We start from the raw sequence: 13,882 nt of genomic DNA, 5'->3' as shown, positions 1-13,882 counted from the left end.
CCCAGGGCAGGAAGATATCAGGGCAGGAAGGCAACCGAGACGGCGGCGAAATGGCAGCTGGCGGCGGCCAGCACCAGCAGGTGCCAGACCGCGTTGTTGTAGGGCATCCGCTCCATCAGGTGGAAGACGACGCCGACGGTGTAGAGCAGCCCGCCGGCCACCAGCAGCCACAGCGCAGGCGCCGACAGCACCGACCCCAACGGCTCCAGCGCGGTGACGATCGCCCAGCCCAGCCCGAGATACAGCGCCAGCCCCAGCCGGTGGAACCGCCCCGGAAAGCGCAGCTTCAACGCCGCCCCGAAGGCAGCCCCGCCCCAGACGGCGCCGCCCAGCACGATGCCCTGGCCCAGCCCCAGCGTGAAGGGGGTGTAGGTGCCGGCGATCATCACGAAGATCATGGCATGGTCGACCCGCCGCAGCAGGGCCTTGCCGAAACCGGGCGGGGCGAGGTTGTAGGCGGCCGACGCGGTGAGCATGCCGACCAGCCCCAGCCCGTAGATCGCCAGGGCCAGGGCCGTCCGGGTGGGCAGTGTGTCGGAGAGGACCGCGGCATTCAGCAGCCAGACGAATCCCGCGATCCCGGCCGTGACGCCGACGGCATGGACGACCGCATCCGCCCGACGCTCGCCGACGCTGTAGACGGGAAACTGGTGGGCATCCGGCGGCATCGGCACACCACCTCTATCGACGCTGGGAGGGAAGGCGGCCGCCGGAAAGGGGCCTTGCGTCGGAAATGGTGTGGCCGCCGCACCCGCGCCACCGTCCGATGGTGGGATGCGGGCGTGGTGGGTTCGGGCCAACCGCTTATGCGGGAAGAAGCGGTTGGCCTCCCAGCGTTCTTGTTCGGTGTCGTTATTCGGCGGCGTAGGCGATGGTTTCCGGCGCGCGGTGGCGCGGCATCGGCTCCGACAAACCGGCGGCCTTGCGGAAGTAGCAGAGCGCAAAGACGCGGACGCAGCCGGTGAGATTGTCGCTGTCCTGGCGCTCGGCATCGATCTTCGACACCAGTTCGCTCATCGTCATGTGCTCGCGGGTGCAGATTTCCTCCAGCGATTCCCACTCCACCGGCATCAGCTTCATGCTGGTCCGCTTGCCGTTCACCCTGATGTTGCGCATCTGCATGTGGGAGCCCTCCGTTGCTGGTGCATAAACAGGTATGTGAAACCGCTGCAACCTTGCTGTGAAGTTTTTCACAGGCGAGAAAATGACGGTGGGGCTGGACACGTTTTAGGAGCAGCGCCCGGCCGGCCGGGGGCTCGTTCAATCGGACCGGAGGTGGCGATGACCCGAAGCGATGCCTTGCGTTCCATCATGGCAGAAGCCGCCGCAGCGCGTTCGGCCCTGTGCGAGAACGAACTGGTCATCCGCCTGGACAACATCCTGGCCATCGCGCGCGCGGCGCTGGAGGAGGGTGAGGGGGACGAAATGCCGCAGTCTTCCCAGGACATCCGCCGGACTCTCCGCCCATAAAAAAACCGCCGCTAATCCGATGGATTAGCGGCGAGTTGAACAGGGAGGCTTCACGTCTGGGAGACGCTGGGTCCGAAGACCCAACCCCGGAGGGGAGACCTCCGGGACGAAACATCGGGTGCTGCGTCGCAGCATCCAACGGTCAAAATTTGACCATTCTGCTGCCAACTTTCCAGGCACAAATGAATAAATCTACCATGCAAGCCACGCATGGCTTGAAAGAACGCTTAGAAGGCTAATAAAAATGCCGAAATCGGCCGGGCTGCCCCCGAAAGATGGTGCAGCGCGGTCAATTTCGGCAACTCTCTTGCAAACTGTCGGAAAGTGCCCCGGATCAGAACGGGGTTTCTGCCACTTTTTTGACCAGGAAGTCGCGGAATACCGCGATGCGCTTGGAATGGCGCAATTCTTCGGCATAAACGAAGTAGGCGTCGACCTTCGGGCCGTCGACATCGGGCAGGACGCGGGTCACGTCCTTGGAGAAGCTGTCGACCAGGAAGTCGGGCAGTGCGCCGATGCCCAGCCCGCTCTCCACCGCGCGGTAGATGGCGTAGACGCTGTTGACCTGCAGGATCGGCTTCCGGCTGGGCGAGGGATCGCCCATCTCCATGATCCAGTTGACGTTGGGGATCGGCGCCCGCACGTCGGGCGGGTAGGTGATCAGGTCGTGACTGTCCAGATCGGCCAGCGTCTTGGGCGCACCCTTCTTCTTCAGGTAGCTCTGGCTGGCATAGAGATGAAAGCGGATCGACATCAGGTGCCGCTGGATCAGGTCCGGCTGGCGCGGCGTGTTCATGCGGATGGCGATGTCCGCCTCCCGCATCGCCAGGTCCAACTCGTCGTCGTCGATCAGCAGAGTCAGCTGGATGTCGGGGTAGATCGACATGAACTCGTTGATGCGCGGCGTCAGCCAGGTCGATCCGAAGGCCACCGTCGTCGTCACCCGCAGCGGCCCCTTGGGATGCTCCCGGCTTTCGGTCAGCATCGCCTCGGTCATCGACAGCTTGGCGAAGACGTCGCGGGCGGTGCGGTGAAGCAGCTCGCCCTGTTCGGTCAGGATCAGCCCGCGGGCGTGGCGGTGAAACAGCGGAACGCCCAGGCTTTCCTCAAGCGCGCTGATCTGGCGGCTGACCGCCGATTGGCTGAGGTTCAACGTCTCGCCGGCATGCGTGAAGCTGCCGGCTTCGGCCACCGCGTGGAAAACCCGCAGCTTGTCCCAATCCATCATGCTGTCCCGCCCCGGTGCGCAGCCGCCCGGAGCCTCCCATTATCTTGAGGACGGCGCATGGCCGCCATGCATGTTTATAGCGGGAACGCGCCCGGAACGCACGCGCTACCAACCCTGACTCGCACGAAAATTAATCATGATCGCCGGAATTATTCTCATCCGAAGTCTCAGCGATCCAGGGATATCCGCAGAATGGATAGGGCTGTTGCCGATGCTCGGAAACGGCCGGCCGGCGGTTAGACCCAATTTTGCTAATCCGCCGCGTCGGTCAATGCGGCAGCCTTGACCGTTGCGCTGCGCGGGTCGCCGTCCGTTTCGGCCGTCTTGCGGCCGCCGCCGATATGCCCGCTGATCTCGTCGCCGGCATCGGCGGGCAGGCGCCAGAAGGGCAGGCTGGAGGCGCAGGCCAGCAGCCCCACCGTCAGGAAGGCCGGAACGAAGGAGGCGGGGGTGAGCGCGCCGCCGCTCCACTGCACGGTCAGGTGCAGCGCCGTGGCGCCGACGGCGACGCCCAGGCTCAGCGACAGCTGCTGCATCACGCTGGCCAGCGTGTTGGCGCGGCTGGTCATCGCCTGCGGCACCTCGGCATAGCTCAGCGTGTTCATGCCGGTGAATTGCAGCGAACGGAAGAAGCCGCCCAGCAGCAGCGCGCCCAGGATCACCAGATGCGGCGTGTCGGGCCGGAAGGCGCCGTAGCCCATCAGGATCACGCCACTGACCAGGGAGTTCACCGTCAGCACCGGACGGAAGCCGAAGCGGCGCAGGATCGGGCCGGCCAGCGCCTTCATCGTCAGCGCGCCCGCCGCCCCGGCGAAGGTCAGGGCGCCCGACTCGAAGGCGGTCAGGCCGAAGCCGATCTGCAGCATCACCGGCATCAGGAAGGGCACGGCGCCGATGCCGATGCGGAACAGCGTGCCGCCCAACACCGAGGCGCGGTAGGTCGGCAGCCGGAACAGCGACGGGTCCAGCACCGGCCGCGCCACCCGCCGGGCATGGCGCAGATATGCCAGCGACGCCAGCAGCGCCGCCCCCAGCAGCCCCGCCACGGCATAGGCCGGCAGCAGGTCGCGCCCGACATTCTCGAAGCCGAACATGAAGGCGGCGAGCGCGACGGAGCTCCACAGGAAGCCGCGGGCGTCGAAGGGGTCGCGCTGCTCCTCCTTCAGGTTGGGGATCAGCGCCAGAACCAGCGCGATGCCGATCAGCCCGATCGGCACGTTGATGAAGAAGATCCAGCGCCAGGAGGCGTAGGTGGTGATGGCGCCGCCCACCAGCGGACCCAGCGCCGGGCCGATCAGCGCCGGCAGGGTCATCCGCGCCATGGCCGTCACCAGCTGGTCCTTGGGCACCGTGCGCAGCAGGATCAGCCGTCCGACCGGCACCATCATCGCCCCGCCGATGCCCTGGACGATGCGGGCGGCGACCAGCTCCGCCAGCCCGTTCGACAGGCCGCAGGCGATGGAGCCCAGCGTGAAGACGCCGATGGCGCTGGCGAAGACGGTCCGCGCGCCGTAACGGTCCGCCGCCCAGCCGCTGACCGGCAGGAACACCGCCAGCGCCAGCATGTAGGAGGTCATCGCCAGACTGAGCCGCAGGGGATCCTCGCCCATCGACCGCGCGATCTCCGGCAGCGCGGTGGCGATCACCGTCGCGTCGAGATTCTCCATGAACAGGGCGCAGGCGATGATCAGCGGGGTGACACGCGACATGACGGACCGTCAGGCAGGAAGCGGAATCTCACGAATGTGAGGCGTTCCGCCGCCTTGACCATCGCGCATGCGAAAGCCCTGCCATGCGTAAGCCGGAACTTACCGCCGGATCGGCAGTCGGAGTCAGCGCCCCGTGAACACCGGCTTGCGCTTCTCCAGGAAGGCGCGATAGCCCTCGCGAAAATCCTCGGTGCCGAAGCAGCGGTAGCATTCGGCTATCTCGGCCTCGGTCAGCGGCGCCGGGTCGGACAGGCGGCGGACATAGCGCTTGTGCAGGGTCGCGGCCAGCGGTGCGCCGGCGGTTATGCGCTGGACGGTCGCGGCGATCTCCGCCTCGAAACCCTCGTCGGGAACGACTCGGTGGACGAGGTTCTTGTCCTTGGCCTCCGCCGCCCCGAAGACGCGGCCTTCCAGCAGGATTTCCAGCGCCGCCGGGCCGCCGGCCACGTCGGCGACCAGCTTCAGCTCCGTCGGTCCCATCGAGATGCCGAGCCGGCTGACCGGCACCCCGAAGCGGCTGCTCTCCGAACAGACCCTGAGGTCGCAGGCCAGCGCCACCGCCAACCCGATGCCGCAGCAGGGGCCGTCGATGGCGGCCAGCACCGGGTGGCGCAAGGCGCGCAGGCCGTCCAGCCCCTCGTCCATCAGGTCGCCGTAGTCGGCGCCCTGTTCGGGGCTGTTGCGCTCGCTCTCGAACTCCGAGATGTCGGCGCCGGGGGAGAAGGTGCGGGACCCATTGGAACCGGGGCCGCCGCGCATCACCACGACGCGGGTTTCCTCGTCGGCCTCCAGATCCCTCAGATGGCCGATCAGGGCGTGCCACATCGGCTTGTCGAAGGCGTTCAGCTTGTCCGGGTTGGACAGGGTCAGGGTCGCGACGGCTCCATCGCGGCCGAGGGTGATGGTGCCGGCCATGCCGCACTCTCCATCCGTTGCCGTATGGCCGCACACCATAGCGCCCCGCCGCCCGGATACAAGATGGGACGCAAGACGCCCGGTGCCGCAGCGCGGCAGAGCCGGCCGGGGCGTCGGCGAAAAAAGTGACGGAGCCGTGAATTTTCCTCTTGCGGCCGCGGCCGTGTTTCCGTAGAAAGCGGCTCCCGGACGACGGGAGCGCGGGCGTAGCTCAGGGGTAGAGCACAACCTTGCCAAGGTTGGGGTCGAGGGTTCGAATCCCTTCGCCCGCTCCAGTTCTCCGGTAAAGCGAAGACCAAAGGGCCGGGCGGCAACGCACCGGCCCTTCGCTTTTTCGGCCTCCGCTTTTTTGGTCTCCATTGTCCGGAAACGCGTTGTTTGGAAACACCGGGCATCCCGTATCGACACTGGACGTCCGGCGCGCTAGATCCATATCCATGACCGACACTTCCCTCGCCGCCCGCGGCGTTGCGCTCGACTTGCTGCGCGACGTGCTGCGCAAGTCCGTTCCCTTCGACGACGCGTTCGACGCGCATCCCGAACTGGCGGCGCTGCAGCCGCGCGACCGCGGCTTCGTCCGCCTGCTGGTCGCCACCGTCCTGCGCCGGCTGGGCCAGATCGACGAGATGATCCAGGCCAGCCTCGCCAAGCCGGGCCTGCCCAAGGCGGCCATCCACGACATGCTGCGGCTGGGAACGGCGCAGCTGGTGTTCCTGAACACCCCCGCCCATGCCGCGGTCGATACCGCGGTGGAACTGGCGGCGGCGCGCAATGCCGCTCCCTACAAGGGGCTGATCAACGCCGTGCTGCGCCGCATCGGGCGCGAGGGGGCGGAGATGGCGGCGCGGCAGGATGCCGGACGGCTGAACACGCCGGACTGGCTGTGGCTGTCCTGGCGCTCCGCCTATGGCACCGCCCGCACCCGCGGCATCGTCGAGGCGCACCTGCACGAGGCGCCGCTGGACATCACGGTGAAGTCCGACCCCGAGGGCTGGGCCGAGCGGCTGGGCGCCACCCTGCTGCCGACCGGATCGCTGCGCCGCCCGCCCGGCGGATCGGTGATCGAGCTGCCCGGCTTCGAGGACGGGGAGTGGTGGATCCAGGACCTCGCCGCCTCGCTGCCGGCCAAGCTGTTCGGCGATCTTCGGGCCAAGCGGGTGTTCGACCTGTGCGCCGCCCCCGGCGGCAAGACGGCGCAGCTGGTGGTGCAGGGGGCGCAGGTCACCGCCATCGACCGCTCGGCCCGCCGTCTGGAGCGGGTGACGGAGAACCTGAAGCGCCTGCGACTGGAGGCCGAGGTGCTGGCGGCCGATGCCGCCACCTGGGAGCCGGAGGAGCCGGCCGACGCCGTGCTGCTCGATGCGCCCTGCTCGGCCACCGGCGCGATCCGGCGCCATCCCGACATCCTGCGCGTCAAGACGCCCGACGACATCGCCAAGCTGGCCCGTGCCCAGTCGCGGCTGCTCGCCCGCTCGGTCGAGCTGGTCAAGCCCGGCGGCACGCTGGTCTACTGCACCTGCTCCATCCAGCCGGAGGAAGGGGAGGCGCAGATCGCCCGCCTGCTGGAGCAGGACAAGCGGATGGAGCGCTGGCCGGTCACCGCCGAGGAACTGGGCGGCCTGTCGGAGCCGATCAACGAGGCCGGCGAGGTCCGCAGCCTTCCGGGCATGCTGGCCGATCTCGGCGGGATCGACGGCTTCTTCATCGCACGGCTGCGCCGGCGCCCAAACTAAAGGCGCCGGGAATAGCGGCGCCGGGACTAAGGCCGTATCCGTTCCGTAGCGAGGGATAAATCCCAGGCCCGTCTTGCGGTGCGGGCGGCGAATTGATACGACACGACCTATGCTTTCGTCCGTGTTCTCCCGCACCGCATCATCACCATCCGCCGGCCGCCGACGCCGCTCGCGGTCCTGAAGGAGTCGGCGCTGATGGGCGACGGGAACGGACGGTTTCGCAGCGGCATGGCGCGCCTTGCCTATGGGAACCCCCTCTACGCCCTGATGCTGGGCGGCAAGGCGCCGGGAGCGCTGGCGGTGGTCCCGCCCGATCCCTGGCCGGGCGACACCGGCAACGGCAACGCCATTTTGGCCGGACGCATGGGCTTCGCCGGCCAGCCCATCATGGTGGATCCCAATGGCGCGCCCAACTGGCGGCCCCAGGGCGCCAGCCCCGGCTGGCTGCGCGCCGCCCATGGCTTCGAATGGCTGCGCGACCTGCGCGCGGTCGGCGGCGACACGGCGCGGCGCCGGGCGCGGGTGCTGGTGTGGTCGTGGCTGGACCAGAATGGCGGCTGGCATGCGCAGAGCTGGGCGCCCGACGTGCTGGGCACGCGGCTGGCCAGCTGGATCGGCCTGCATGACTTCTACTGCGCCTCGGCCGATGACGAGTTCCGCGCCCGGGTGTTCGAGAGCATGGCGCGCCAGCTTCGCCACCTGCTGCGCGTGGCACCGGCCAGGCTGGACGGCGAGCGGCTGGTCGGCGCGATCAAGGGGCTGCTCTATGGCGGCTATTGCCTGCCCGACCAGGACAAGGCGGCGCGGGAGGCCCTGCGCCTGCTCGACAAGGAGCTGCCGCGCCAGATCCTGCCCGACGGCGGCCATGTGGAGCGCAACCCGTCGATCCAGATGCGGGTGCTGCGCGACCTGATCGACATGCGCGCCGTTCTGCGCGTCGCGAAGGAAGAGGTGCCGGAAAGCCTCCAGCACGCCATCGACCGCATGACGCCGGCGCTCCGCTTCTTCCGCCATGTCGATGGCGGGCTCGCCCTGTTCAACGGCGGGCGGGAGGAGGACCCGGGGCTGATCGACACGGTGCTGGCCCAGGCCGACGCCCGCGGCCGTCCGCTGAAAAGCGCGCCGCACACCGGGTTCGAGCGGCTGCTCGCCGGGCGCACCCTGGTGCTGCTCGACACCGGGGCGCCGCCGTCGGCGGGGCTGGACCGCACCGCCCATGCCGGCACCCTGTCGATGGAGGTCTCCGTCAACAAGGAGCGGCTGATCGTCAATTGCGGCAGCCACCCGTCCCAGCGCGGTCCCTGGCGCGCGGCGCTGGCCGGGACATCGGCGCATTCGACCATGGTGGTCGCCGACACCAACTCGTCGGAAGTTCTGGAGAAGGGCGGGCTGGGCCGCCGGCCGACGAATGTCAGTTGCGAGCGGCAGGAATCGGATGGCGCCATGCTGGTGGTCGCCAGCCACAACGGCTACAGCAAGGGCTTCGGCCTGCTGCACCGCCGCCGCGTCTACCTTGCCGACAATGGCGAGGACCTGCGCGGCGAGGACACGCTGGAACCGGTGATCGGCGCCACGCCGCAGCCGCAGCCCTACGCCATCCGCTTCCACCTGCATCCGAATGTCGAGGTGGTGCCGGTCCAGGCGCAGGGGAATGGAAGCAATGACCAGGTGCTTCTGCGCCTGCCCAGCGGCAATGCCTGGCGCATGCGGGTGACCGGCGCCGTGCTGGAGGTGGCGGAGAGCGTCTATCTCGGCAGCGGGGACGAGCCGCGCCGCACCCGGCAGATCATGATGCAGGGACAATGCGGACCCGAGGGCCTGACGGTGAAATGGGCCTTGCGCCGCGAGCGCAAGGCGGCGTAAATCGCGCCCATCCGCGGTGGCCGGGCCTATTCCCTTCGGGAGGGGCGTGGAAACACGGATGAACACGGGATTTGGGGCACGGACGACCACGGGACTCGTCTCGCCGTGCTTATCCATGTCGGTCCGGGCCGGTATCGCCGGGGGCGGACGGGGATAAGCACAGCCGAGCGGCATTTCCGTGGCCGTCCGTGCTTTTCTTCTTCCGTGCTTGTCCGGGTCTCCCCGGTTGCCTGCGGTCCCAATGCAACGCCCGCAGCGATCAGGATGACGCCATGAGCCCGCCCAAAGCCAACCACGCCCCCGCCCCCGACAAGGTCCGCATCGCCCGCGCCCTGATCTCCGTGTCCGACAAGGCCGGTCTGGTGGAACTGGGCAAGGCGCTCGCCGCCCGCGGCGTCGAGATCCTGTCGACCGGCGGCTCGGCCCAGCGTCTGGCCGAGGCCGGCGTGCCGGTGAAGGAGGTCTCCGACCACACCGGCTTCCCGGAGATCATGGACGGCCGCGTCAAGACGCTGCACCCGCGCGTCCATGGCGGCATCCTGGCCCGCCGCGACATCCACGCCGACGCGATGGCCCAGCACGACATCCCCGGCATCGATCTGGTGGTGGTCAACCTCTATCCGTTCGAGGCGACGGTCGCCAAGGGCGCGGCCTATGACGACTGCGTCGAGAACATCGACATCGGCGGGCCGGCGATGATCCGCGCCGCTGCCAAGAACCATGATTTCGTCGCCATCGTCACCGAGCCGTCCGATTACGAGGCGGTGATGGACGAGCTGGCGACCCATGACGGCTGCGTCACGCTGGCCCTGCGCCGCAAGCTGGCCCAGCGCGCCTATGCCCGCACCGCCGCCTATGACGCCGCCATCTCCACCTGGCTGGCCGGCCAGCTGGGCGAGACCTTCCCGCCGCGCGCCACCCTGTCGGGCGCGCTGGCCCAGACCCTGCGCTATGGCGAGAACCCGCACCAGCAGGCGGCCTTCTACGTCACCGGCGAGAAGCGTCCGGGCGTCGCCACCGCCGTGCAGCTTCAGGGCAAGGAGCTGTCCTACAACAACCTGAACGACACCGACGCCGCCTTCGAGCTGGTGGCGGAGTTCGAGCAGCCGGCCGTCGCCATCATCAAGCACGCCAACCCCTGCGGCGTGGCGCAAGGGTCCAACCTGCTGGAGGCCTACAAGTCGGCCCTGCTGTGCGACCCGGTCAGTGCTTTCGGCGGCATCATCGCCGTCAACCGCAGCCTGGACGCCGAGACGGCCGAGGAGATCTCCAAGCTGTTCGCCGAGGTGGTGATCGCCCCGGACGCCGACGAGGCCGCCCGCGCGCTGCTGGCGACCAAGAAGAACCTGCGCGTGCTGTTGACCAAGGACGTGCCGAACCCGGCCGAGCCCGGCATGATGATCAAGCAGCTGTCGGGCGGCTTCCTGCTGCAGAACCGCGACAACGGCCGCATCAGCCCGGCCGAGCTGAAGGTCGTCACCAAGCGCGCGCCGACCGAACAGGAACTGGCCGACCTGCTGTTCGCCTTCCGCGTCGCCAAGCACGTCAAGTCGAACGCCATCGTCTATGCCAAGAACGGCGCCACGGTGGGCGTCGGCGCCGGCCAGATGAGCCGCGTCGACTCTGCCCGCATCGCCGCGATCAAGTCGGCCGAAGCCGCCAAGGCCGCCGGCCTGTCGGAGCCGCTGACCAAGGGCTCGGTCGTCGCGTCGGACGCCTTCTTCCCGTTTGCCGACGGCCTGCTGGCCGCTGCCGAGGCGGGTGTGACGGCGGTGATCCAGCCGGGCGGCTCGATCCGCGACAACGACGTGATCGCCGCCGCGGACGAGAAGGGTCTGGCGATGGTGCTGACCGGAATGCGGCACTTCCGGCATTGAGTGGGTGGGGGGCTTGGTCGTTGCCCCCTCCCTAACCCTCCCCCGCTTCGCGGGAGAGGGGACTGCCGCTGCACTCCCGCAAAGCTCCTACCCCCTCTCCCGCATCAGCGGGGGAGGGATGGGGAGGGGGCCGTAAGTTTCACGCCTCCGCCAGCAGGTCGTCCGAATCCTCGACCCGCTTCAGCATCGACTGCCGCAGTTTCAGCAGCGCCCGATGCTCCAACTGGCGCACGCGTTCCTTGCTGACGCCCAGTTCGCGGCCGAGTTCCTCCAGCGTGGCGCCTTCCTCGCGCAGGCGGCGTTCGCGGATGATGGTGCGTTCGCGCGGGCTCAACTCGCCCAACGCCTCCGCCAGCCATTGCGAGCGCGTGTTGGCGTCGCGCATTCCGATCACCACATCCTCCGGCGAGGGGCGCTGGTCGGCCAGGAAATCCTGCCAGTCGTCGTCGGAGCCGTCGGCCACCGGCGTGTTCAGCGACTGGTCGGAGCCGGACAGCCGCATCTCCATCGCCTCGACCTCGGCGACATCGACATTCAGTTCGCCCGCGATCCACTCGCGGCCTTCCCTGGTCAAAGGCGCGCCGCTGCCGTTCCGGGTGGCGCTGTCGATCTTGGCGCGCAGGCGGCGCAGGTTGAAGAACAGCGATTTCTGCGCGGCAGTGGTGCCGGTCCGCACGATCGACCAGTTGCGCAGGATATAGTCCTGCATGGCCGAGCGGATCCACCAGGCGGCGTAGGTGGAAAAACGCACCTCGCGGTCGGGCTCGAAGCGGCTGGCCGCCTGCATCAGGCCGACATTGCCCTCCTGGACGAGATCGCCCATCGGCAGGCCGTAGTTGCGGAAGCGCGACGCGGTGGCCACCACCAGACGGGTATAGGCCCGGACCAGCTGATGCAGCGCGCGTTCGTCGTTGCCCTCGCGCCATTTTCGGGCGAGGTCGAATTCATGGTCGCGCGACAGCAACGGTTCGCGCATGGATGCCTTGATGAAGCTCAGATTCGCACGCTGAGTCTCCGGATCGTCGATGTAAGCCATCCGTCCCTTCCTTCCCGTCTGGGCGGCATCGTGTTCCTTTGCATATCCCCGTACTATCGGGTCTTCGCCGCTTTGCCGCCTGCCCCCGGTCGATGCCGTCGGGTTAGACAACAAGCATGAGCGCGCCCTGTTGCGGAATCATACGCAGGTGTAGGGGCAGCGGATCACAAGGGATGGACGTTTTTTACCGGACGCCTATTCCATGGCCTTCCGAAAGATGGCGGGAGCGGTATGCGCGGGCAGGATGGGCGGGCGTAAGGTCCGGGCTGGACCTAAGGGTGGATCACACCTGGAAAAGGTCCAGCATCTCGCCGAAAGAATCGAAACAGGCGCAGACGAGATGCCCGCCGCGGCCGCAGCCGCCGTCCAGCGTTACCGTCACCGGACCCACATCCACATTGGGGGATTCGGGCGACCAGAGAGGGTTGTAGCCGCGCACGAGGCGGCGGAAATTGCCATAGGGCCGGTCCAGCCGGGCGAAGGCGGCGCCGCCCCACCAGAAGGCATCGCCCTGGCCGGTCAGCGGACGCCGCGGGTCGATGCCGGCGCTGACCAGAAGCAGACTGCCGCCGCCGCGGCTGCTGGCGCCGGGAGGTCCGTCATCCGCCCCGTCGCCGCCCAAACTTCCAACCGGGCTTCCGACCGGGCCGCCGGTGTAGGCGGCGCGGCGCAGGGCGTTGAACAGAGCCTCGTGTCCGGGATGGGCGGCCATGGACTGGCGCAGTTCGCGCGTCCAGCGGCCGAGCATCACGGCGCCGCCGCGCGCCGCCGCCATGCCCGCCTCCAGGTTGCCGCCGTAGGCCGCCAGCGTCGGCGCCACGCCCTGGCGCAGCATCCAGTCCAGCACGGTGCGGGGATCGGGAGCGAAGTGGAGTTGCTGCAACTTCTGCCACATCTCCTCCTGCTGGCCGCGGAGATAGACGATGTCCGACGCGATCATGCCCGGCATCGCCAGCAGCCCGATGCGGAAGGCCAGCAGCCGGTCGATGGTTTCCACCACCCGGTCGCCGAAGCCGATCATGTTGCCGAGATAGACCAGCCGGTCGCCGGGGCGGAAGCGCTGGGCGATGGCATGGTGGATCACGTCCAGCCGGTCGGGCTGGGCATGGATCGCGCCGATGGCCCAGACGCGGCGCGGACGGCCGAGCGACGCGAAGCGGCTGTCGTCCTCGACGGCGGCGACGATGGTCCCGGCATGGCGGGCGGCATGACCAAGGCGCGGCGGCAGACCCAAACTCGATCCCCTTCGACGTCGTTCGCGAAGCCGGTGTCAGCGGCCTGTCCGGCGTGCCGGCGGATGCCGGACCGGAAGGCGGCGGGGAGTTTAGGCGTGCCATGCCGCCGAAACAAAGGTGAAAAAACGAGACGGGCGCGCGGCTTGTGGTAGCAGCCGCGCGCCCGTTCGTGTCACTGACGGATTTTTGGGATGTATCCCGGCCTGGCCTTACGCCGCCTTGGACAGCACCGACTCCAGACGCTCCGTCGCCTTGGTTTCGTCGATCTTCTCGACGGCGGCCAGTTCGCGGGCCAGACGCTCCAGGGCGGCCTGATAGATCTGGCGCTCGCTGTAGGACTGGTCGGACTGGTCGGCGCCGCGGTACAGGTCGCGCACCACCTCGGCGATGGACACCGGGTCGCCGGAGTTGATCTTGGCCTCATACTCCTGGGCGCGGCGGCTCCACATCGTGCGGCGGACGCGCGAACGGCCCTGCAGGGTCTCCAGCGCGACCTTGATGCGGTCCTTGGAGGACAGGCGGCGCAGGCCGGCGTTGCGGGCCTTGGTGACGGGAACCTTGAGCGTCATGCGCTCTTTCTCGAACGTGATCGCGTAGAGTTGAACCTCGAGTCCGGCGATGCTGTGGGTCTCGATCCCTTCGACCCGACCGACGCCATGAGCCGGATAAACGACGAAGTCACCGGCTTCGAAGTCAAGCTTGTTCGACATTTGGATTGGCTCTCACTTCTCGCGATCACGCCATTTTGCCGTCCCGGTGGAAGGGACGAAAAAGGACCCCGGACGATTATGGCGCCGTGGGGATGGGGCCCATCCA

The 13,882-nt window shown here is 68.2% G+C and carries 12 protein-coding genes and 1 tRNA gene; 5 read left to right on the top strand and 8 right to left on the bottom strand.

From position 1 onward, the window contains the following. Positions 1-17: 17 nt before the first annotated feature. Positions 18-668 (bottom strand): PAQR family membrane homeostasis protein TrhA, encoded by a 651-nt coding sequence (gene trhA, locus AZOLI_RS12015; protein ID WP_014248923.1) that lies wholly within the window; start codon positions 666-668, stop codon positions 18-20. A 184-nt stretch (positions 669-852) separates the two neighbouring features. Beyond that, complete coding sequence (locus AZOLI_RS12010) at positions 853-1,122, bottom strand: ribbon-helix-helix domain-containing protein (protein WP_014248922.1); 270 nt, start codon at positions 1,120-1,122, stop codon at positions 853-855. 159 nt (positions 1,123-1,281) lie between these two features. Here AZOLI_RS12010 and AZOLI_RS12005 point away from each other — a divergent pair, with 159 nt between their 5' ends. Next, positions 1,282-1,470, top strand: a complete 189-nt coding sequence (locus AZOLI_RS12005) for a hypothetical protein (protein WP_014248921.1) — start codon at positions 1,282-1,284, stop codon at positions 1,468-1,470. Between the two features lie 334 nt (positions 1,471-1,804). Here the strand turns inward: AZOLI_RS12005 and AZOLI_RS12000 are convergent, their stop codons facing one another. From AZOLI_RS12000 to AZOLI_RS11990, 3 genes are all read right to left on the bottom strand, one after another. Next, positions 1,805-2,695 (bottom strand): LysR family transcriptional regulator, encoded by an 891-nt coding sequence (locus AZOLI_RS12000; protein ID WP_044550099.1) that lies wholly within the window; start codon positions 2,693-2,695, stop codon positions 1,805-1,807. 254 nt (positions 2,696-2,949) lie between these two features. Next, positions 2,950-4,407, bottom strand: coding sequence for a DHA2 family efflux MFS transporter permease subunit (locus AZOLI_RS11995; RefSeq protein ID WP_014248919.1), 1,458 nt, complete (start codon positions 4,405-4,407; stop codon positions 2,950-2,952). Positions 4,408-4,530: 123 nt separating this feature from the next. Then, positions 4,531-5,322, bottom strand: coding sequence for an enoyl-CoA hydratase/isomerase family protein (locus AZOLI_RS11990; RefSeq protein WP_014248918.1), 792 nt, complete (start codon positions 5,320-5,322; stop codon positions 4,531-4,533). Between the two features lie 200 nt (positions 5,323-5,522). On the opposite strand from AZOLI_RS11990, the gene AZOLI_RS11985 reads away from it, so the two are divergent. The 4 genes from AZOLI_RS11985 (at position 5,523) to purH (ending at position 10,795) form a co-directional block, all read left to right on the top strand. Next, positions 5,523-5,597: transfer RNA gene (locus AZOLI_RS11985), tRNA-Gly, on the top strand. Between the two features lie 162 nt (positions 5,598-5,759). Next, positions 5,760-7,055, top strand: a complete 1,296-nt coding sequence (rsmB, locus tag AZOLI_RS11980) for a 16S rRNA (cytosine(967)-C(5))-methyltransferase RsmB (protein WP_014248917.1) — start codon at positions 5,760-5,762, stop codon at positions 7,053-7,055. Positions 7,056-7,250: 195 nt separating this feature from the next. Beyond that, the gene (locus AZOLI_RS11975) at positions 7,251-8,918 is read left to right on the top strand and encodes a heparinase II/III family protein (protein WP_014248916.1); all 1,668 of its coding nucleotides are present in this window, start codon (positions 7,251-7,253) and stop codon (positions 8,916-8,918) included. Positions 8,919-9,190: 272 nt separating this feature from the next. Further along, on the top strand, positions 9,191-10,795 hold the full coding sequence (purH, locus tag AZOLI_RS11970) for a bifunctional phosphoribosylaminoimidazolecarboxamide formyltransferase/IMP cyclohydrolase (protein WP_014248915.1): 1,605 nt from the start codon (positions 9,191-9,193) through the stop codon (positions 10,793-10,795). Positions 10,796-10,934: 139 nt separating this feature from the next. On the opposite strand, the gene AZOLI_RS11965 is transcribed toward purH, so the two are convergent. The 3 genes from AZOLI_RS11965 to AZOLI_RS11955 all read right to left on the bottom strand — a co-directional run bounded on the left by AZOLI_RS11965 (position 10,935) and on the right by AZOLI_RS11955 (position 13,776). Then, complete coding sequence (locus tag AZOLI_RS11965; protein WP_014248914.1) at positions 10,935-11,831, bottom strand: RNA polymerase factor sigma-32; 897 nt, start codon at positions 11,829-11,831, stop codon at positions 10,935-10,937. 283 nt (positions 11,832-12,114) lie between these two features. Next, entirely contained in the window at positions 12,115-13,065 is a 951-nt protein-coding gene (locus tag AZOLI_RS11960) for a hypothetical protein (RefSeq protein ID WP_014248913.1), read from the bottom strand. Between the two features lie 210 nt (positions 13,066-13,275). Next, the gene (locus AZOLI_RS11955; RefSeq protein WP_014248912.1) at positions 13,276-13,776 is read right to left on the bottom strand and encodes a CarD family transcriptional regulator; all 501 of its coding nucleotides are present in this window, start codon (positions 13,774-13,776) and stop codon (positions 13,276-13,278) included. Positions 13,777-13,882: the final 106 nt, after the last annotated feature.

Origin of the sequence: Azospirillum lipoferum 4B, from assembly GCF_000283655.1 — a bacterium.
In the GTDB taxonomy this organism is placed as follows: Bacteria; Pseudomonadota; Alphaproteobacteria; order Azospirillales; family Azospirillaceae; genus Azospirillum; species Azospirillum lipoferum_C.
This window is presented reverse-complemented; position numbering and strand designations above follow the sequence as displayed.

Bases quoted from the DNA above. Each gene is read 5' to 3' on its own strand.
- rsmB (WP_014248917.1), top strand. From the start codon at position 5,760: ATGACCGACACTTCCCTCGCCGCCCGCGGCGTTGCGCTCGACTTGCTG.
- AZOLI_RS11975 (WP_014248916.1), top strand. From the start codon at position 7,251: ATGGGCGACGGGAACGGACGGTTTCGCAGCGGCATGGCGCGCCTTGCC.
- AZOLI_RS12005 (WP_014248921.1), top strand. From the start codon at position 1,282: ATGACCCGAAGCGATGCCTTGCGTTCCATCATGGCAGAAGCCGCCGCA.
- AZOLI_RS12010 (WP_014248922.1), bottom strand. From the start codon at position 1,122: ATGCAGATGCGCAACATCAGGGTGAACGGCAAGCGGACCAGCATGAAG.
- AZOLI_RS11990 (WP_014248918.1), bottom strand. From the start codon at position 5,322: ATGGCCGGCACCATCACCCTCGGCCGCGATGGAGCCGTCGCGACCCTG.
- AZOLI_RS11995 (WP_014248919.1), bottom strand. From the start codon at position 4,407: ATGTCGCGTGTCACCCCGCTGATCATCGCCTGCGCCCTGTTCATGGAG.
- purH (WP_014248915.1), top strand. From the start codon at position 9,191: ATGAGCCCGCCCAAAGCCAACCACGCCCCCGCCCCCGACAAGGTCCGC.
- trhA (WP_014248923.1), bottom strand. From the start codon at position 668: ATGCCGCCGGATGCCCACCAGTTTCCCGTCTACAGCGTCGGCGAGCGT.
- AZOLI_RS12000 (WP_044550099.1), bottom strand. From the start codon at position 2,695: ATGGATTGGGACAAGCTGCGGGTTTTCCACGCGGTGGCCGAAGCCGGC.
- AZOLI_RS11965 (WP_014248914.1), bottom strand. From the start codon at position 11,831: ATGGCTTACATCGACGATCCGGAGACTCAGCGTGCGAATCTGAGCTTC.
- AZOLI_RS11955 (WP_014248912.1), bottom strand. From the start codon at position 13,776: ATGTCGAACAAGCTTGACTTCGAAGCCGGTGACTTCGTCGTTTATCCG.